Source organism: Priestia sp. JSM ZJ58, assembly GCF_044383985.1.
Taxonomy (GTDB): Bacteria; Bacillota; Bacilli; order Bacillales; family Bacillaceae_H; genus Priestia; species Priestia zanthoxyli.
Window position 1 is genome coordinate 604,989 of sequence record NZ_JBISEM010000001.1, and the last position, 18,854, is coordinate 623,842.

At 38.6% G+C, this 18,854-nt stretch carries 19 protein-coding genes and 1 other annotated feature; all 19 genes read left to right on the plus strand.

Features of this window, described 5'->3' with window-relative positions; all coding sequences use genetic code 11:
- Nucleotides 1-53: 53 nt before the first annotated feature.
- Nucleotides 54-1,154, plus strand: coding sequence for a stage V sporulation protein E (spoVE, locus tag ACH6EI_RS03140; RefSeq protein ID WP_099331256.1), 1,101 nt, complete (start codon nucleotides 54-56; stop codon nucleotides 1,152-1,154).
- A 540-nt stretch (nucleotides 1,155-1,694) separates the two neighbouring features.
- A complete protein-coding gene (murB, locus tag ACH6EI_RS03145; RefSeq protein ID WP_028411473.1) occupies nucleotides 1,695-2,600 on the plus strand; it encodes a UDP-N-acetylmuramate dehydrogenase in 906 nt (301 codons plus the stop codon).
- A gap of 153 nt (nucleotides 2,601-2,753) precedes the next feature.
- Nucleotides 2,754-3,512, plus strand: a complete 759-nt coding sequence (locus tag ACH6EI_RS03150) for a cell division protein FtsQ/DivIB (protein ID WP_016765445.1) — start codon at nucleotides 2,754-2,756, stop codon at nucleotides 3,510-3,512.
- Between the two features lie 427 nt (nucleotides 3,513-3,939).
- Nucleotides 3,940-5,235: a cell division protein FtsA gene (ftsA, locus tag ACH6EI_RS03155; RefSeq protein WP_013058956.1), complete on the plus strand. Its 1,296-nt coding sequence runs from the start codon at nucleotides 3,940-3,942 to the stop codon at nucleotides 5,233-5,235.
- 41 nt (nucleotides 5,236-5,276) lie between these two features.
- Nucleotides 5,277-6,434, plus strand: coding sequence for a cell division protein FtsZ (ftsZ, locus tag ACH6EI_RS03160; protein ID WP_013058955.1), 1,158 nt, complete (start codon nucleotides 5,277-5,279; stop codon nucleotides 6,432-6,434).
- Nucleotides 6,435-6,710: 276 nt separating this feature from the next.
- Nucleotides 6,711-7,634, plus strand: a complete 924-nt coding sequence (gene spoIIGA, locus ACH6EI_RS03165; protein ID WP_014458377.1) for a sigma-E processing peptidase SpoIIGA — start codon at nucleotides 6,711-6,713, stop codon at nucleotides 7,632-7,634.
- A 30-nt stretch (nucleotides 7,635-7,664) separates the two neighbouring features.
- Nucleotides 7,665-8,384 carry an RNA polymerase sporulation sigma factor SigE gene (gene sigE / locus ACH6EI_RS03170; protein WP_013058953.1) on the plus strand — a complete coding sequence of 240 codons (720 nt, stop codon included), beginning with the start codon at nucleotides 7,665-7,667 and terminating at the stop codon, nucleotides 8,382-8,384.
- A 148-nt stretch (nucleotides 8,385-8,532) separates the two neighbouring features.
- Nucleotides 8,533-9,312 (plus strand): RNA polymerase sporulation sigma factor SigG, encoded by a 780-nt coding sequence (gene sigG, locus ACH6EI_RS03175; protein WP_013058952.1) that lies wholly within the window; start codon nucleotides 8,533-8,535, stop codon nucleotides 9,310-9,312.
- Between the two features lie 345 nt (nucleotides 9,313-9,657).
- Nucleotides 9,658-9,912, plus strand: coding sequence for a YlmC/YmxH family sporulation protein (locus ACH6EI_RS03180; protein WP_013058951.1), 255 nt, complete (start codon nucleotides 9,658-9,660; stop codon nucleotides 9,910-9,912).
- A 74-nt stretch (nucleotides 9,913-9,986) separates the two neighbouring features.
- Nucleotides 9,987-10,808 (plus strand): peptidoglycan editing factor PgeF, encoded by an 822-nt coding sequence (gene pgeF, locus ACH6EI_RS03185; RefSeq protein ID WP_098999571.1) that lies wholly within the window; start codon nucleotides 9,987-9,989, stop codon nucleotides 10,806-10,808.
- Nucleotides 10,809-10,815: 7 nt separating this feature from the next.
- The gene (locus tag ACH6EI_RS03190) at nucleotides 10,816-11,499 is read left to right on the plus strand and encodes a YggS family pyridoxal phosphate-dependent enzyme (RefSeq protein ID WP_099331255.1); all 684 of its coding nucleotides are present in this window, start codon (nucleotides 10,816-10,818) and stop codon (nucleotides 11,497-11,499) included.
- Nucleotides 11,500-11,515: 16 nt separating this feature from the next.
- Complete coding sequence (locus ACH6EI_RS03195) at nucleotides 11,516-11,980, plus strand: cell division protein SepF (protein ID WP_028411470.1); 465 nt, start codon at nucleotides 11,516-11,518, stop codon at nucleotides 11,978-11,980.
- A gap of 3 nt (nucleotides 11,981-11,983) precedes the next feature.
- Nucleotides 11,984-12,253: a YggT family protein gene (locus ACH6EI_RS03200; RefSeq protein ID WP_108674311.1), complete on the plus strand. Its 270-nt coding sequence runs from the start codon at nucleotides 11,984-11,986 to the stop codon at nucleotides 12,251-12,253.
- A gap of 50 nt (nucleotides 12,254-12,303) precedes the next feature.
- Nucleotides 12,304-13,077 (plus strand): YlmH family RNA-binding protein, encoded by a 774-nt coding sequence (locus ACH6EI_RS03205; RefSeq protein ID WP_013058946.1) that lies wholly within the window; start codon nucleotides 12,304-12,306, stop codon nucleotides 13,075-13,077.
- Between the two features lie 84 nt (nucleotides 13,078-13,161).
- On the plus strand, nucleotides 13,162-13,656 hold the full coding sequence (locus ACH6EI_RS03210) for a DivIVA domain-containing protein (protein ID WP_013058945.1): 495 nt from the start codon (nucleotides 13,162-13,164) through the stop codon (nucleotides 13,654-13,656).
- 69 nt (nucleotides 13,657-13,725) lie between these two features.
- Nucleotides 13,726-13,946, plus strand: a binding site (T-box leader).
- 70 nt (nucleotides 13,947-14,016) lie between these two features.
- Nucleotides 14,017-16,782: an isoleucine--tRNA ligase gene (gene ileS, locus ACH6EI_RS03215; protein ID WP_014458384.1), complete on the plus strand. Its 2,766-nt coding sequence runs from the start codon at nucleotides 14,017-14,019 to the stop codon at nucleotides 16,780-16,782.
- A gap of 170 nt (nucleotides 16,783-16,952) precedes the next feature.
- The gene (locus ACH6EI_RS03220; RefSeq protein ID WP_028411468.1) at nucleotides 16,953-17,240 is read left to right on the plus strand and encodes a conjugal transfer protein TraR; all 288 of its coding nucleotides are present in this window, start codon (nucleotides 16,953-16,955) and stop codon (nucleotides 17,238-17,240) included.
- An 80-nt stretch (nucleotides 17,241-17,320) separates the two neighbouring features.
- Nucleotides 17,321-17,788: a signal peptidase II gene (gene lspA / locus ACH6EI_RS03225; RefSeq protein ID WP_013084844.1), complete on the plus strand. Its 468-nt coding sequence runs from the start codon at nucleotides 17,321-17,323 to the stop codon at nucleotides 17,786-17,788.
- A complete protein-coding gene (locus tag ACH6EI_RS03230) occupies nucleotides 17,785-18,699 on the plus strand; it encodes an RluA family pseudouridine synthase (RefSeq protein WP_013058941.1) in 915 nt (304 codons plus the stop codon). Before lspA ends, ACH6EI_RS03230 begins: the two co-directional genes overlap by 4 nt.
- Nucleotides 18,700-18,854 lie beyond the last annotated feature (155 nt).

The following is an 18,854-nucleotide window of genomic DNA, read 5'->3' on the forward strand; positions in this document are numbered from 1 at the left end:
CTAAACACCTAGAAAATACACTAGCCCTAATCTATTTTTAGAGGTGTGTGACAGTGTCGACAAAAAGGTCTACCCCAGATTTTTTTCTCATAATCGTTACGCTTTCCTTGCTAACCATCGGCCTTATCATGGTATACAGTGCAAGTGCGGTATGGGCTACATACAAGTTTAATGATTCTTTTTTCTTTGCTAAACGCCAGCTCTTATTTGCAGGGCTTGGTGTATGCGCGATGTTTGTCATCATGAATATTGATTATTGGATGTGGCGTACGTGGGCAAAGCCAATTGTAATCATTTGCTTTGTTATGCTGGTACTTGTGTTGATTCCGGGAGTAGGGCTAGTACGGAATGGGTCGCAAAGTTGGATAGGAGTTGGAGCGTTTTCGATTCAGCCTTCAGAATTTATGAAGTTTGCTATGATTATATTTTTAGCGAAATATTTATCAGAAAACCAGAAGAAAATTACATCCTTTAGAAAAGGAATGTTACCGGCGTTATTACTGGTTTTCTTACCGTTTGGCATTATTATGATGCAGCCGGATTTAGGAACTGGAACGGTGCTTGTTGGAACTTGTTTAGTCATGATTTTTGTTTCAGGAGCAAAGGTAAGTCACTTTGCAGGTCTTGGGTTTCTTGGCGTTGCCGGTTTTGTAGGGCTTGTTTTATCAGCTCCTTATCGGATTAAACGCATCACCTCATTTTTAAATCCTTGGGAAGATCCGCTTGGAAGCGGGTTTCAAATCATTCAATCTCTTTATGCAATTGGGCCGGGGGGATTGCTTGGATTAGGGTTAGGGCAAAGTAGACAAAAGTTCTTTTATCTGCCGGAGCCTCAAACTGATTTTATTTTTGCTATTCTGGCAGAAGAGCTCGGTTTTATCGGCGGAACACTTGTTCTACTTTTGTTTAGCTTATTGCTTTGGAGAGGAATTAAAGTAGCGCTCGGAGCACCTGATCTTTACGGAACGTTTTTAGCCTTAGGAATTATTTCAATGGTTGCGATTCAAGTCATGATCAATATAGGCGTGGTAACAGGTCTTATGCCTGTTACGGGAATTACGCTTCCATTTTTAAGTTACGGCGGATCGTCGCTGACGCTCATGCTGGCAGCAGTTGGAGTTTTGTTAAATGTTAGTAGATATTCTCGCTATTAATTGAAAAAAATTGTATAATGTCAAGTAGGCAATGGTCTACTGAAGTAAACCGTCATCTTAAATCCAAGTGCACGCCGGATTTTGTTGGCGGTTTATTTTCGATTTTTTACAGGTAGATGATATTTTTGTATGAAATGTTTTTAAAATGTAATGTTGTGATAACCAATTTTGAGTCCAACTATGGTATGATGTGTAAGGTTAAATGTTTTATCTTAGTGAGTAGGTGAACGTATGTGCACTTATGAGCGTAGCGTTTTTTTATGACTGTCAGCATGTGTTTAACTTCTAAATGAAAAACGATAAAAAAACAATCAAAATTACTTTATATAGCAGATGAACGTACATTCTATGGGTGAATGTCATACGATAAATAAAAATGATGAAATTGACAACAGAATAGAGTGCCTTCGTAGAAAAAAGGTATCTTACAAGGTGCTGCTGCTTAGTTATGAATCTGTTCTTATTATTCTTATGCATTAGAAGTAAGGGCGCATTGACATGAAAGTTTTATAACAGCAAAGAGGGTTTTAGGAGGTTCTTATGGAAGCGTTAGTAAAAGAGTTAGTCGAAGCGAATATTGGAAAGGTTCGTGAAAATGAACCGCTAGCAAAACATACAACAATGAAAATTGGTGGTCCAGCAGATGTGCTTGTAGAACCTGATTCTGTTGATCACTTAAAAGTTACAATGGATATGATTAAAAAACACGGCGTGAAATGGAGAGCGATTGGTCGAGGATCTAATCTTCTTGTTTCTGATAAGGGAATTGAAGGTGTGGTCATTAAGCTCGGAGCCGGATTAGATGATTTAACAGTAGATGGAGAGACGGTTACTGTAGGTGGGGGATACCCTAGCATCAAGCTTGCAACAGTTATTACAAAACAAGGTCTGTCTGGATTGGAGTTTTCAAGTGGAATTCCTGGATCTGTGGGAGGCGCTGTTTATATGAATGCAGGTGCCCATGGTTCTGATATGTCTCATGTAGTCGAAAAAGCGCTGATTTTATTTGAAGATGGCACTCTGGAGTGGCTGACAAATGAAGAGCTTCAATTTTCGTATCGTCATTCCATTCTACAAAAAGACCGTCCTGGAGTATGTGTAGAAGCTGTGCTGCGTTTGAAAAAGGGAACGAAAGATGATATTGTGGCGGTCATGCAGAAAAATAAAGACTATCGCCGCGAAACACAGCCTTGGAATTTCCCTTGTGCAGGAAGTATTTTTAGAAATCCGCTTCCAAATTATGCAGGAGACTTAATTGAAAAGTCCAACTTAAAAGGTTTTTCAGTAGGCGGTGCGCAAATTAGTGAGCAGCATGCGAACTTCATTGTCAATACAGGAGATGCAACGGCTTCAGACGTGCTGAATTTAATTGCTCATGTTAAGAAAACAATTAAAGAGAAATTCGATATTGATATTCATACAGAAGTTGAGATTATCGGTCGCTAATTACTCAGCCCGTCGCTGTATGGTTATGCGTGAAAAGGTAGCTTTTATGTGTTTATTCTATGCTATAATGGGGATATTCTCATGAAGCAAAGATTGGAAATAAATAGATGGTAAGTCCTCGTTTATTTTCTCAAATGGATAAGGGTGAAAAAAATGGAAAAAGGTAAGTTAATTGTTTTAGAAGATCGTGTACCGAAGCTGCAAGAACAGCGAAAGCAAAAAGCAAATAGACGGCTTATTTTGTATTTATCACTCTTTTTCATCCTTATTTTATTTATTGTATATTCTCAATCTTCTCTGAGTAATGTTTCTAACATTGAAGTACAAGGGAATAAACATGTAAGTGATAAGGATATTGTCAAAGCGAGTGGTCTGTCCAAAAAAACTAGCTACTGGAAAGCTGATGCTGATCAAATTCAAGAAAAAGTCGAAAAAAATCCTGAGGTAAAGGAAGCTGTCATTCACAAAACATTTCCTAATAAGGTCGTAATCGACGTAAAAGAGTACGCAAGAATTGCATATGTAACCTCGGGGAATAAATATTTCCCTGTGAATGAAAATGGAAAAGTTTTAAAAGAAGTAAGTGCTAAGAAAGTGTCATCCGACGCTCCGCTGCTAATTGACTGGAAAGACGGAGACGCTATACAAAGCATGGTTCAAGAATTAGCTAAAACGCCTAAGAGCATAAAAGGGGCTATTTCTGAGATTTACTATGCGCCGACAAAATCAGAACCTCTTCACATCGAGGTATTTATGAATGATACGCGTGAAGTAAGCGGGAAAATTAGCAACTTCTCTGATAAAATTGTTCATTACCCAGCTATTGCAAGTAAATTGAGTGATGATCAAAAAGGCATTATTGATTTAGAAGAAGGATATGCATTTAAACCTTATAAAAAGAGCAAGCAGTAATTATTTTTTATAAGTGTTAATTAAAGGAAATAGATGAGTTGAGACTGGCAAACTAGCCCTTGTACATTGTATAATCACATGCAAGTATTCTGCATACATATGATTTTCTTCTCCGCTGCTGTGAAATGGAAATGTAATATTTGTTCTAGGTAAGTTTCGCTTTTCTCAGTGTACATCTTAGTGTAGACTTGTAGTTAAATAGCTTTTTTTCAGTGAATTTGAGGCTTAAATCTAAAAAAAAGTCAAAACAAGAACGTTTTGTTCTTTGAAAGAGATAAAGTCTGTGAAAAACTTGAAAAAAATTGATTTTACAAAAGGGAAACAGATGTATTTGTTGAATATTTTCATATAATAAAAAATTAATATTGTTGTTCTTCTTAATTTATTTAAGATGACATGTGCAGAAAGAAAAAGGAGGTGCCAAAGAATGAACAGCAATGAAATATACGTTAGTTTAGACATCGGTACATCCAGTGTGAAAGTAATCATCGGAGAGATGAGTAACGATTCATTGAATATCATTGGTGTAGGGAATGTTAAATCACACGGACTAAAAAAAGGTTCTATCGTTGATATAGATGCAACAGTTCAATCTATTCGAAAAGCAGTAGAACAAGCTGAACGAATGGTAGGCATTACAATTAAAAAGGTTGTAGTGGGCATAAGCGGAAATCATGTATTTTTACAGGATTGTCACGGAGTAGTAGCCGTGTCAAGCGAAAATCGTGAAATTACAAACGAAGATATTCATCGAGTAATTGATGCTGCTCAAGTCATGTCTATCCCGCCAGATCGTGAAATCATTGATGTTATTCCAAAGCAATTTATTGTAGATGGCTTAGAAGGTATTAACGATCCTAGAGGTATGATTGGGGTACGTTTAGAAATGGAAGGCACAATCATAACAGGATCTAGAACGGTTTTACATAACTTATTACGCTGTGTAGAAAGAGCTGGTTTAGAAATCAGTGATATTTGTTTACAGCCTCTAGCCGCTGGTTCAATTGCATTATCTCGTGATGAAAAAAACTTAGGTGTCGCACTGGTAGATATCGGTGGAGGTTCAACAACGGTTGCGATCTTTGACCAAGGACATTTGAAAGTAACAAATGTACTAGCTGTTGGCGGAGAGCACATTACCAAAGATTTATCGATTGGCCTTCGCACATCGACTGAAGACGCGGAAAATATTAAGATAAAGCATGGACATGCTTTCTACGATCATGCTTCTGAAGAAGAAGTATTTAGTGTACCGATCATTGGAAGCGATCAGCATCAGCAGTTTAATCAGCTCGAAATCTCTGATATTATTGAAGCTAGATTAGAAGAGATTTTAGATATGATTACGCAGGAGGTAAATCGCCTAGGATACAAAGATATTCCAGGAGGATTTGTTTTAACAGGCGGAGTAGTAGCGATGCCTGGTATTCTTGAGCTAGCTCAAGTGATTTTAAAGAATAACGTGCGCATAGCAGTGCCTGATTATATTGGAGTACGTGAGCCGCATTATACAACAGGCGTAGGATTAATAAAATTTGCATACAAAAATGCTAAAATACAAGGCCGGGAAATTGGAGCGCCAGTTGTGGAAGAAGAGCCGATTGAACAAGAAATGATCAAGCCTAGCCCGAAACCACAGCAGCCGCAACAATCAGCTGAGCAGCCGAAAAAGAAAAATGACCAAAATTTAATGAAGAAGTTTTTTGGATACTTCTTTGATTAACGTTACGGATTGGTAATTTCGAAGAATTAGGAGGAACTATCATGTTGGAGTTTGATACAAGTGTAGACCAATTAGCGACGATTAAAGTAATCGGTGTCGGAGGCGGCGGTAACAACGCGGTTAACCGAATGATTGAACATGGCGTCCAAGGTGTAGAATTTATTGCAGTTAATACAGATGCACAGGCATTAAATTTATCAAAAGCTGAAACAAAAATGCAAATCGGCGCTAAATTAACAAGAGGATTAGGTGCAGGTGCTAATCCAGAAGTTGGTAAAAAAGCAGCTGAAGAAAGTAAGGAACAAATACAAGAAGCACTAAAAGGTGCAGACATGGTTTTCGTAACAGCTGGTATGGGTGGAGGAACTGGAACTGGTGCAGCTCCAGTCATTGCCCAAATTGCTCGTGAGCTAGGAGCACTAACGGTAGGTGTTGTTACTCGTCCATTTACGTTTGAAGGCCGTAAGCGTTCTACTCAAGCGGCAGGTGGCATTGCGTCAATGAAAGAAGCAGTGGATACGCTGATTGTTATTCCAAATGATCGCTTATTAGAAATCGTTGATAAAAACACGCCAATGCTAGAAGCGTTCCGTGAAGCGGATAACGTATTACGACAAGGTGTGCAAGGTATTTCAGATTTAATCGCAGTTCCTGGATTAATTAACTTAGACTTCGCGGACGTGAAAACAATTATGTCTAACAAAGGATCTGCACTTATGGGTATCGGTATTGCGACTGGTGAAAACCGCGCTGCTGAAGCAGCTAAAAAAGCTATTTCAAGTCCACTTCTTGAAACATCTATCGATGGAGCTCAAGGTGTATTAATGAATATCACAGGCGGTACAAACCTAAGTCTTTACGAAGTACAAGAAGCTGCAGATATCGTTGCTTCGGCTTCTGACCAAGAAGTGAACATGATCTTTGGATCTGTTATTAACGAAAACCTAAAAGATGAGATTGTTGTTACAGTTATTGCAACTGGCTTTAGTGACCAAGATTTATCACAGCCAAAACCAGGTCGTCCTTCGTTATCGGCGAATCGCATGCAGCAATCGACACAGCAACCGGCTCCACAGCCGAAGCGTGAAGTAAAGCGTGAAGAACCTGTACAGCAAGAATATACGCGTCCATCTCAGCCACAGTCTGAAGATGCGCTAGATATTCCAACATTCTTACGAAACCGTAATCGTAGACGCTAAGAAAATAAAAAGCCAAGACCTCTGTTTTATACAGAGGTCTTTTTTTATGCAATGAATCTAGAAAACTCAAAAAGAGTATAAAAAACATTCGACATGGTCAATATGACGCCTTCAAAGGGTTTGTGTTTTCTTTCTAAAAGTAGTGTGACAAATATCGAATGATTTCCTCAAAAATACTGCTTGTTTCTCGGCATGAACTGACAGACTTTCTAATAGGATGTACTATATACTAATTTTTAACAGAAAAATTCAGAAAGAATGGAGAGGTTATAAACATTGCCAATCTATTTAGATTTAATATGGATGCTGAATTTTGGGTTAGATACGATCTTACTAATGTTATGTGCTGTTGTACTTAAACGGAATTACAAGTGGTGGCGGCTTTTGCTTGGCGGCTTTATCGGTTCATTGATTGTCCTTCTTATGTTTACACCTTTTTCTCATCTTATGGTTCACCCTGCTATTAAAATTTTATTCTCGTTTTTTATGGTATTGATGGCGTTTGGTTATAAACGACTGCGCTTTTTCTTTGAGAATTTATTAACGTTTTATTTTGCAACCTTTGTTGTGGGTGGAGGGTTAATGGGCGTTCACTTTTTATTTCAAGATCAGTTCCTTGTTCTTAATCAAATGGTTGATACGAAATCTCCACAGTTTGGTGATCCTATTAGCTGGATATTTGTTCTTATTGGTTTTCCGCTATTATCTTATTTTTCAAAAGCACGAGTTGATGATTTGCGAATGAAAAATATTACATTTGATCAGCTGGTAGATGTAGAAGTTATTTTAAACGAACAGACGCTGTCGATGAAAGGACTTATTGATAGTGGGAATCAGCTTGTAGATCCGCTGACGAAAACCCCGGTTATGATTGTTACAGCAGATTCTTTAAAAGAAATATTGCCTGAAGGCTTAATGGAATTAAGCAAAAATGTTCAATCCTTTTCACACAGCGAAGATATTGATCAAGAGTGGTATTCAAAAGTCCGCTTTGTCCCTTATCGAAGCGTAGGCCAAGCCAATCAGCTGCTGCTTGCTCTAAAGCCAGATATGGTAAGGCTGGTTCATCAGTCCAACACGATTGAAGTCACTAAAGTATTAGTAGGTATTAGTCATACAACGCTTTCAGTGGAGAAGCAATATGAATGTATTGTTCATCCCAAGCTTATCGTTATTGGAGAAGTAAGTTCCGCATCGTAAAAGGTGTGAACAAATAAAGGAGGATACACAATGGCTACATATCGAATTCGATTTCAATTATGGTGGTACAAATTATTAATTAAACTTAAGCTAAAAACAGATGAAGTGTACTATATAGGAGGAAGTGAAGCTCTTCCACCACCTTTAACAAAAGATGAAGAAGAAGTGCTCTTGAAGAAACTTCCATCAGGAGATGAAGCAGCACGTTCACTGTTGATTGAGCGTAATTTGCGACTTGTTGTTTATATTGCCCGCAAGTTTGAAAATACGGGAATCAATATTGAGGATTTAATTAGCATCGGCACCATCGGTTTAATTAAAGCAGTAAACACGTTTAATCCTGAAAAGAAAATTAAGCTAGCGACGTACGCCTCTCGCTGTATTGAAAATGAAATTTTAATGTATTTGCGCCGCAACAATAAAATTCGATCTGAAGTTTCATTTGATGAGCCGTTAAATATTGATTGGGATGGAAACGAACTGTTATTGTCTGACGTGATGGGAACCGAAGAAGATATCATCACAAAAGACCTAGAAGCGAATGTAGATCGAAAACTTTTGCTGAAAGCACTGCACCAATTAAATGATCGTGAAAAGCAAATTATGGAGCTGCGCTTTGGGCTAGCCGGCGGAGAAGAAAAAACGCAAAAAGATGTAGCCGATATGCTAGGCATTTCTCAGTCTTATATTTCAAGGCTCGAAAAACGAATTATTAAACGGCTGCGAAAAGAATTTAATAAAATGGTTTAAGTAAAAAAGCTGATTGTATAAGGGCTGAGAAGCATCTTATACAATCAGCTTTTTTAGCGTGAAATTGTCAGAATTGTAAAAGTGCATATTTTTTCCTCCGGAGGAGATACTGAATTCAGAACATCATCTCCTGTTAGGAGGGAAAGAGTTGACAAGAAATAAAGTAGAAATTTGTGGAGTAGATACTTCGAAACTTCCCGTATTAAAAAATGAAGAAATGCGAAAGTTGTTTAAACAAATGCAGGCTGGAGATGGAACAGCAAGAGAAAAGCTAGTAAGCGGAAATTTACGTCTCGTACTCAGCGTGATCCAACGTTTTAACAATCGTGGAGAATTTGTTGATGACTTATTTCAGGTTGGGTGTATTGGATTAATGAAATCCATTGACAATTTTGATTTAAGTCAAAACGTGAAGTTTTCTACATATGCTGTCCCAATGATTATAGGGGAAATTCGCCGCTATTTACGTGACAATAATCCAATCCGTGTTTCTCGTTCCCTTCGTGATATTGCTTATAAAGCTCTTCAAGTTCGTGAAAGGCTTATGAGTGAAACATCCAAGGAACCTACAGCTGAGGAAATTTCAAAAGTCCTAGAAGTACCGCATGAAGAAATTGTGTTTGCTTTAGATGCTATCCAAGATCCGGTTTCTTTATTTGAACCTATTTACAATGATGGCGGAGACCCAATCTATGTGATGGATCAGCTAAGCGATGAACGCAACCGTGATTCAACTTGGATTGAAGAAATTGCTTTGCAAGAAGGTATGAGAAGATTGAACGAGCGAGAAAAACTAATTTTACGAAAGCGCTTCTTCCAAGGTAAAACACAGATGGAAGTTGCTGAAGAAATTGGTATTTCTCAAGCGCAGGTTTCTCGTTTAGAAAAAGCTGCTATTAAACAGATGAATAAAAATATTCAAAGTTAACAAAAGCTCTCTAAACTGGCAGCTGCTCTTGTTCATACAATCAATACCATTCACTTTATTTGATGTTCAACTTAATAAGCATCGTGTCTATAAAAACAGACACGATGCTTATTTTGTATGTATCAATGAATACATAACCAAAAGATATTCATGTTAGATTTCCTATTGCTATGAGGACTTCTCGCTGCTTGTTGAGAATGTCTCTTGATGAAAAACTGTGTAATTAGTGAACAAAATGCTTATAGAAAGAGAATGGCAGAGAAAAAATAAGCTTTTCCTTCATGAAATGAAAATTTGAAAATATATATAGGCTAAGGAATAAAGTTGGCTATAGGAGGAGAGAGCATGTTAAAGATTTCAGAGTTTCAGCTGAAAGATGTAGTGAATGTAGCTGATGGCAAAAAACTTGGAAATGTAGGGGATATTGATATTGACTTAACAACGGGAAAAATACAGGCCGTCATTATCGGAGGCTCTCGTGTATTGGGCTTCTTTGGAAAAGATGATGAAATTGTGATTCCGTGGAAAAATATTGTGAAAATTGGTTCCGATGTCATTTTAGTACGTTATAAAGACGCATTTCAGCCTGAAGAGAATTAGTTTTTTGTCAACAGCACCTAGCAATCTGTGGTACAATATGTGAGAACAAATGAAACAAGGGATGTGTCACATACATGAATCCTGAGCCATTAAAAAAAAGCCATCACGAGTCGTTTATGTGGCTGAGCCCTTGGGTAGAAAAGAATGATATGCTTGTTGCTGGTTTCACCACAAAAAATGGTGGCGTGAGTAAACCTCCATTTGCTTCTTTTAACCTAGGGCTTCACGTAAACGATAACGTAGAAGATGTTATTACAAATAGAAAAATTTTAGCAGCCGAACTAGACATGTCTTTTGAAAGCTTTGTATGTGCTGAACAAGTACATGAAGCAACTGTTCAAAAAGTAACAAAAGCCGACTGTGCAAAAGGACTCTACAAGTATGAAGAGGGCATAAAAGCAGCGGATGGCATTTATACAAATGAATCTGATATTTTGTTAGCTTTATGTTATGCAGATTGTGTTCCGCTGTACTTCTATGCGCCTGATCACCATTTAGTTGGTCTTGCTCATGCTGGGTGGAAGGGAACAGTAAAAGATATTGCAGGAAATATGATTCGGCTGTGGGTAGAGCAAGAAAATGTTCCGGTTGAAGATATTTACGTGGCGATTGGCCCTTCGATTGAAGATTGCTGTTATGTTGTCGATAACCGCGTCATTACACAAGTAAACGAAGTAGTTGGCCAAAATGGATATCAAGAAGTAAGCCCTGGACAATACGCGCTTAATTTAAAAAAAGTCAATAAGCTGCTGGTTCAAAACGCAGGCGTATTGCCGGAACGAATTTTAACATCGTCGTATTGTACAAGCTGTGAAGATGACCTGTTCTTCTCACATCGCCGCGACCAAGGGAAAACAGGACGCATGTTTAACTTCATAGGCTTTAAGGAGGAGTAATTACATAGTGACAGCTAGCGTAAGTGAAAATCTAGAAGCAGTTCAACAAACAATTGCTGAAGCATGTAAAAAAGTTAATCGAAATCGAGAAGATGTAGAGGTGATTGCTGTAACAAAATACGTTTCCACAAAACGAGCAGCAGAAGCAGTGGATGCAGGCATTTTACATCTTGGAGAAAACAGGGATGAAGGTCTTCTAGAAAAGTATGAATCAATCGGTGAGAAAGCGACCTGGCATTTTATCGGAAGCTTGCAAACAAGAAAAGTAAAACATGTGATTGATAAAGTTGACTATATTCATTCACTAGACCGATTATCTTTAGCAAAAGAAATTGATAAACGTGCAGGACATCGTATAAAATGTTTTGTACAAGTTAATGTTGCCGAAGAACAATCAAAGCATGGCCTTGCTGTAGAAGAGGTAATTCCATTTATTCAATCTCTTGAAACATTTACAAATATCCAAGTAGTTGGATTAATGACCATGGCTCCTCACACAGATGACGAGTCCTTGCTTCGCAGCTGTTTTCAAGGTCTAAAGAAATTGCAGGATCGTATACAAGAACTAAACCTCCCGTATGCACCTTGTACGGAGCTATCAATGGGAATGTCAAACGATTATGCAATTGCAATTGAAGAAGGAGCAACATTCATTCGACTAGGAACCACGCTAGTTGGGAATGAACGTTAAGGAGGTGTAATTCAAGATGAGTATGAAAAATCGCTTTAGAAGTTTTTTTGCTCTTGATGACGATACTGAATATGTAGAAGAACATTACGAACAAGAAGAGTCGGTAGAAGAGCCTGTACAGCAGTCGAGACCAGTGAAAGCTAGTCAGCAGCCGAATCAGCAGCAAAACGTGATTAGCTTGCAAAGCGTTCAAAAATCATCAAAAATGATGCTTTGCGAACCTCGCGTCTATGCCGAAGCACAAGAAATTACGGATCATTTAAAAAATCGTAAAGTCGTAGTTGTTAATTTACAGCGCATTCAACGAGATCAAGCAGTGAGAATTGTCGACTTTTTAAGTGGTACAGTTTATGCTTTAGGCGGGGACATTCAAAAAATTGGAACCGACATCTTTTTATGTACACCTGATAATGTAGACGTAAGCGGAAGCATTTCAGATATGATGGGAGAACACGATACAACAAACGTAAAGAGGTGGTAGTTTTTGGACATCGTTTTTGGGATTCTTGGGCAATTGATTGGTCTTTACTCATGGGCACTGATTATTCACATTTTGATGTCTTGGGTACCCGATGTAAGGGCGTCTAAGTTTGGTCAGCTGCTTGGCAGCATTTGCGAGCCTTACTTAGAGCCTTTTCGTAAAATCATTCCGCCTATTGGCATGATTGATATTTCACCTCTTGTTGCAATCTTTTTACTACGATTTGCGCAAGCAGGTGTACGTTCACTTCACAGTATGGTTGGATTTATTTAAAAAGGAATCGCTGGATTCCTTTTTTACATACCAATAGTAGGAGTAATAATATGTCTATTTATGAACATTTTAGGCAAGAAGAACATGGATTTATTGACCAGGTTCTTCAGTGGAAAGAAGATGTCCTACATCAATACAGCCCAAAATTAACGGATTTTTTAGATCCAAGAGAGCAGCAGATTGTGACAGCTATTGTTGGGACTGAAGGAGAGGTTCAAGTTTCATTTGATGGTGGACAACCGTTTGCTGAACGCAAGCGTGCGCTGCTATATCCGGATTACTATGTGCCTGAAAGCGAAGATTTTCAGTTGCATATGTACGAATTGAATTATCCTAAAAAGTTTGTGACGATTGAACATCCTCAAGTTCTTGGTTCGGCGATGTCCTTAGGACTGCGCCGTTCAAAATTTGGCGATATTTTGGTCGCGGGAGACGATATTCAGCTTGTAGCCGCAGAGGAAATTTCTTCTTATATTGAGATGAATTTAACATCAATTGGAAAAGCCAAAGTTTCACTTTCTTCTATTCAAAGAGAGCAGCTGCATGTGGTAAAAGAAGAGCTGATTGAACACGTTTATACAGTTTCTTCAATGAGGCTTGATGTTTTGCTGTCGACCATTCACAATTTATCAAGACAAAAAGTCCAGCCGTTTATTGCAAATGGAGCGGTAAAAGTAAATTTTAAAGTCATTGAACAGCCTTCTTTTGAATGTCATGAAGGTGATATTTTGTCGCTTCGTGGCCACGGCAGAAGTCGTATCGTTTCACTTGAAGGCAAAACAAAAAAAGAAAAATGGCGAATTGTTGTAGGGAAGCAGAAATAAAGAAATCTACTAGCAGGAAATTTTAAAAATATGTCGAATAAACCATTACTAATGATGTAATGAGACAACACGGAGGTGGCCTAGATGCCTTTAACCCCTTTGGATATTCATAACAAAGAGTTTAATCGCGGGTTTCGCGGATATGATGAAGATGAAGTAAATGAGTTTCTTGACCAAGTAATTAAAGACTATGAGCTGGTAATGCGTGATAAAAAGGAGTTAGAAGGAAGAGTATCTGAATTAACAGATCGTCTTGGACATTTTACTAACATCGAAGAAACGTTAAATAAATCAATTTTAATTGCTCAAGAAGCAGCGGAAGATGTAAAGCGAAACGCTGAAAAAGAAGCGAAGCTCATTATAAAAGAAGCAGAAAAAAATGCGGACCGTATTATTAATGAAGCACTGTCTAAGTCTCGTAAAATTGCGATGGACATTGAGGAGACGAAAAAGCAGTCTAAAGTATTTAGAACTCGTTTCAAAATGTTAATTGAAGCACAGCTGGAAATGTTAAACAGCGATGACTGGGATCAGTTGATGGATTATGAGATGCCAGCGCTAGAAGAAAAAATTGACTAGTCAAGACATCATCTTGACTTCTCACGTTTTGTTGTCATATAATTTGGTAACAGATGAAATTTCATATCAAACAGTACGGAGACAGGGACAGTAGCTTTTTTAGTTTGTCAAAGCGAATCGAGGATGGTGCGAGCTCGATAACAAACAAAAAAGTGAAAATCACCCTAGAGTACCATTGCTGAAATGATGATAGTAAGCAGTGGCGGTTTATTCACGTTACGAATGCAAAGAGGATTTGCGTGCAGCAAATCTACTAGGGTGGTACCGCGGGAGGCCTTCTCGTCCCTTTTTGGGATGAGGAGGTCTTTTTGTTATGGTGCAAAAAGATATGAAATTTACGTTTTTTTTGGAGGGTAAAACATGGAATATAAAGATACATTATTGATGCCAAAAACTGAATTTCCTATGCGTGGAAATTTACCGAACCGCGAGCCTAAAATGCAAGAACAGTGGGCTGAAATGAATATTTATGAAAAAGTACAAAAACGTACGGAAGGCCGTCCGCTATTCGTCCTGCATGATGGACCTCCATATGCCAATGGCGATATTCACATGGGACATGCCTTAAATAAAATTTTAAAAGATTTTATCGTTCGCTATAAGTCGATGTCAGGCTTCTGCGCACCTTATGTGCCAGGCTGGGATACACACGGCTTGCCAATTGAAACGGCTTTAACAAAAAATAAAAAAGTAAACCGCAAAGAAATGACAGTAGCTGAATTCCGTAAGCTTTGCGAACAGTATGCTTGGGAACAAGTAAACGGCCAGCGTGAGCAGTTCAAGCGTTTAGGCGTACGCGGAGATTGGGATAATCCATATGTAACGCTTCAGCCACAGTACGAAGCGCAGCAAATCAAGGTATTTGGCGATATGGCGAAAAAAGGCTATATCTACAAAGGATTAAAACCTGTATACTGGTCCCCTTCAAGTGAATCTGCTTTAGCAGAAGCGGAAATTGAATACTATGACAAGCGTTCAGCTTCTATTTACGTAGCGTTTAATGTGAAAGATGGTAAAGGCGTGCTTGAACAAGATGAAAAATTCATCATTTGGACGACAACACCATGGACAATGCCAGCTAACCAAGGGATTGCTGTCAATCCCGAGCTTCAGTACAGCGTAGTTGAAGCAGATGGAGCAAAATATGTAGTAGCAACTGAACTTATTGAAACAGTTGCTAAAGAAATTGAATGGGCTGACTATAAGACACTTCGTACAGTAAAAGGTTCAGAACTTGAACGCGTGGTAGCTGAACATCCAATCTACAAGCGTGATTCTTTAGTTGTTCTTGGCGATCACGTAACGACTGATGCTGGTACTGGCTGTGTTCATACAGCACCGGGACACGGGGAAGACGACTTTATCGTTGGTCAAAAATATGGTTTGGAAGTTCTTTGTCCAGTTGATAGTAAGGGTCATATGACGAATGAAGCACCAGGATTTGAAGGATTATTCTATGATAAAGCGAATAAGCCGATTACAGACAAACTAGAAGAAGAAGGCGCGCTGTTAAAATTAAGTTTCATTACCCACTCATATCCACATGACTGGCGTACGAAGAAACCAACAATTTTCCGTGCAACAGCACAGTGGTTTGCGTCTATTAAAGATTTCCGTGAAGATTTATTAAAAGCAGTAGAAAAAACAGAATGGGTGCCTACTTGGGGTGAAACGCGACTTTATAACATGGTGCGTGACCGCGGAGACTGGTGTATTTCTCGTCAACGTGCATGGGGCGTTCCGATTCCAGTATTTTATGCTGAAAATGATGAGCCAATCATTACGGACGAGACAATTGAGCACGTATCAAATCTATTTAGAGAACATGGATCAAACGTATGGTTTGAGCGTGAAGCAAAAGACTTGCTTCCAGAAGGCTTTACTCATGAAGGAAGCCCAAATGGCCGTTTCACAAAAGAAACAGACATCATGGACGTATGGTTTGACTCTGGTTCTTCACATCAAGCTGTTCTTGAAGAGCGTGAAGACTTACAGCGTCCGGCTGATTTGTATTTAGAAGGTTCTGACCAATACCGCGGCTGGTTTAATTCAAGTCTTTCTACAAGTGTAGCTGTAACAGGTGAAGCACCTTATAAAGGCGTACTTAGTCACGGATTTGCTTTAGACGGTGAAGGTCGCAAAATGAGTAAGTCATTAGGGAATGTTGTAATTCCAGAAAAAGTAATGAAACAACTAGGTGCGGATATTTTACGTCTATGGGTAGCTTCTGTAGATTACCAAGCGGATGTTCGTGTATCTGATAACATTTTAAAACAAGTAGCAGAAGTATATCGTAAAATCCGCAACACGTTCCGTTTCTTACTAGGAAACCTAGCGGACTTTAATCCAACAACTGACGCTGTAGCCGTTGAAGACCTTCGTGAAGTAGATCGCTACATGCTTGTGAAGCTGAACAAATTAATTGATAAAGTGAAAAAATCTTATGATTCATATGAATTCTCAAGCATTTATCACGCAGTGCATAATTTCTGTACAATTGATATGAGTTCATTCTACTTAGACTTTGCAAAAGATGTATTGTACATTGAAGCAGAAAATAATGTAGAGCGTCGCAGCATTCAAACGGTTCTTTATGAAACGTTATTATCGTTAACGAAATTAGTGTCTCCAATTCTTTCTCATACAGCAGACGAAGTATGGGTTCACATTCCGAACGTAACGGAAGAAAGCGCGCAGCTAGTTGATATGCCAGAGGTTCAAGAAATTGAAGGAGCAGATCAATTAGTAGAGAAATGGGATGCGTTCATGGAGCTTCGCGATGAAGTCTTAAAAGCGCTAGAACAAGCTCGTAATGAAAAAGTAATCGGTAAGTCTTTAGAAGCAAAATTAACGCTGTATCCAACAGCAGATACGAAAGAGCTGTTAGCCTCTATTTCTGAAAATGTAGGTCAACTCTTCATCGTTTCAGATCTTGAAGTAGCAGAAGGTGAAGCGCCTGCTGAAGCACAAAAATTCAGCTATGCTTCAATTGTTGTAAGTAAAGCAGAAGGTGAGAAGTGTGAGCGCTGCTGGGTAGTATCACCAACAGTTGGCGAAGATCAAGATCACCCAACTTTATGTACACGCTGTGCGGATGTTGTGAAAAATCACTACGTTCAGCAGTAATGAACAAAAGCACGTCCTTTTTGGGCGTGTTTTTTGCTGTACGAAATTCCCAAATACAATGGTATAAAGCATTCAAAGCCTTAGGAAAAACTTGTGTTGTAGATTCGATGGAAAACTCGGTAAACCTAACATCATTAATACTTCATCTTATCAGCACAGGAGGCGTTTGCATGTATGAAAATTATCTTTCCATTGGACAGGAATTAGCTCTTATCAAAGAAGAATTACAAGATCGCCTATTGAGATATGCTACAGAACAATCTGGTTATATAGATGAAAAGGAACGTTACGTAATAGAAATGATTAAAGCCGATTTAAAAGATGTAGAACACGCGCTAGCAAAGCTTGACGTTGGTGCGTTTGGAATTGATGAACTAACTGGCGAAGTGATGTCTATTCATAAATTAAAAGTAATGCCGACGGCCCGCACAAACGAAGATTTATTTGTTTTCTGGTGAGAAGCGAGAAAAAAAATGAATTATGTGCTAAAATGCTTTAGTATGGATTCGTTTGATTTTATTGCGGGAGGAAAACGTTTGTGTTTTATTATCTTATCGCTTTAGCTGTTATACTTATTGATCAGGTAACAAAATGGATGATTGTAAAAGAAATGTATTATGGACAAAGCATTACCGTAATTGAAAACTTTCTTTACATTACCTCTCATCGTAACAGAGGAGCCGCGTGGGGTATTCTACAAGGACAGATGTGGTTCTTTTATCTCATTACGGTGGTTGTGGTAGTCGGTTTAATAATTTATATTCAAAAGCTCAAAAAACAAGATAAATGGTTCGGTATTGCGCTAGCATTAATGTTAGGCGGCGCCATTGGAAACTTTATTGATCGAGTGGTCCGTAAAGAAGTAGTTGATTTCGTAAATACATACATCTTTACGTATGATTTTCCGATTTTTAACGTAGCTGATTCGGCACTTGTCGTCGGAGTAATCATCATGTTTATTATGACGCTGTTTGAAGGGAAAATGAAGAAGGAGCACAAAGAATGAATGTAATTGAAACAGTTATAAATGAAGAACAAGCGGGAGAACGTATTGATAAAGTACTTTCGACTGTAAATGCAGAATGGTCACGTTCACAAGTGCAGCAGTGGATTAAAGAAGGTCATGCAAAAGTGAATGATAAAACCGTTAAAGGAAACTATAAATGTAAAACAGGAGACGCTATTATTATTGAAGTGCCGGAACTAGAGGAGCTTGATGTGGTAGCGGAAGAAATGGATTTAGATATTTATTATGAAGATCAAGATGTGCTTGTTGTAAATAAACCTCGCGGCATGGTTGTACATCCAGCTCCAGGTCATCATAGCGGCACGCTTGTAAACGGCTTAATGGCTCACTGTAAAGATTTATCCGGTATTAACGGCGTTATGCGCCCTGGTATCGTTCATCGAATTGATAAAGATACGTCAGGTTTACTTATGGTTGCAAAAAATGATTTAGCTCATGAATCACTAGTTAGTCAGCTTGTAGCTAAAACAGTGACGCGTCGCTATAAAGCTATCGTTCACGGAGTAATTGCGCACGATCACGGTACAATTGATGCGCCAATCGGCCGAGATAAGCAAGATCGTCAAAGCATGACGGTGACTGATGAAAATAGTCGTGATGCAGTGACGCACTTTACTGTATTGCAGCGTTTTAAAGATTTTTCACTAGTCGAATGTAAGCTAGAAACGGGGCGAACACACCAAATTCGCGTTCATATGAAGTATATTGGCTTTCCGCTTGCTGGAGATCCGAAGTACGGACCGAAAAAAACGCTTCCGATTGACGGACAAGCGCTTCATGCAGGTGTATTAGGCTTTATTCACCCTCGTACAAATGAGTATATGGAATTTGAAGCACCGGCTCCAAAAGAGTTTAATGAGATGCTAGAGCTTATTGAAAAAAGAAGTTGACAACTGCCATAAGTGATGGCATACTTGTATTAACTTAATAAGAACCTTTAAGAACAGTCCAGAGAGGCTGAGAAGGAAACGGTGCAGAAAAGGCATGCTTATAGCCTTTTTGAAGAAATATGTCTAAAACCAAATCCTCTTGCCTCAAGGCAAGA

Coding starts and splice junctions, on each gene's coding strand:
- murB (WP_028411473.1), top strand. CDS start 1,695: ATGGAAGCGTTAGTAAAAGAGTTAGTCGAAGCGAATATTGGAAAGGTT.
- ACH6EI_RS03150 (WP_016765445.1), top strand. CDS start 2,754: ATGGAAAAAGGTAAGTTAATTGTTTTAGAAGATCGTGTACCGAAGCTG.
- ftsA (WP_013058956.1), top strand. CDS start 3,940: ATGAACAGCAATGAAATATACGTTAGTTTAGACATCGGTACATCCAGT.
- ftsZ (WP_013058955.1), top strand. CDS start 5,277: ATGTTGGAGTTTGATACAAGTGTAGACCAATTAGCGACGATTAAAGTA.
- sigE (WP_013058953.1), top strand. CDS start 7,665: ATGGCTACATATCGAATTCGATTTCAATTATGGTGGTACAAATTATTA.
- ACH6EI_RS03180 (WP_013058951.1), top strand. CDS start 9,658: ATGTTAAAGATTTCAGAGTTTCAGCTGAAAGATGTAGTGAATGTAGCT.
- pgeF (WP_098999571.1), top strand. CDS start 9,987: ATGAATCCTGAGCCATTAAAAAAAAGCCATCACGAGTCGTTTATGTGG.
- ACH6EI_RS03195 (WP_028411470.1), top strand. CDS start 11,516: ATGAGTATGAAAAATCGCTTTAGAAGTTTTTTTGCTCTTGATGACGAT.
- ACH6EI_RS03205 (WP_013058946.1), top strand. CDS start 12,304: ATGTCTATTTATGAACATTTTAGGCAAGAAGAACATGGATTTATTGAC.
- ACH6EI_RS03210 (WP_013058945.1), top strand. CDS start 13,162: ATGCCTTTAACCCCTTTGGATATTCATAACAAAGAGTTTAATCGCGGG.
- ileS (WP_014458384.1), top strand. CDS start 14,017: ATGGAATATAAAGATACATTATTGATGCCAAAAACTGAATTTCCTATG.
- ACH6EI_RS03220 (WP_028411468.1), top strand. CDS start 16,953: ATGTATGAAAATTATCTTTCCATTGGACAGGAATTAGCTCTTATCAAA.
- ACH6EI_RS03230 (WP_013058941.1), top strand. CDS start 17,785: ATGAATGTAATTGAAACAGTTATAAATGAAGAACAAGCGGGAGAACGT.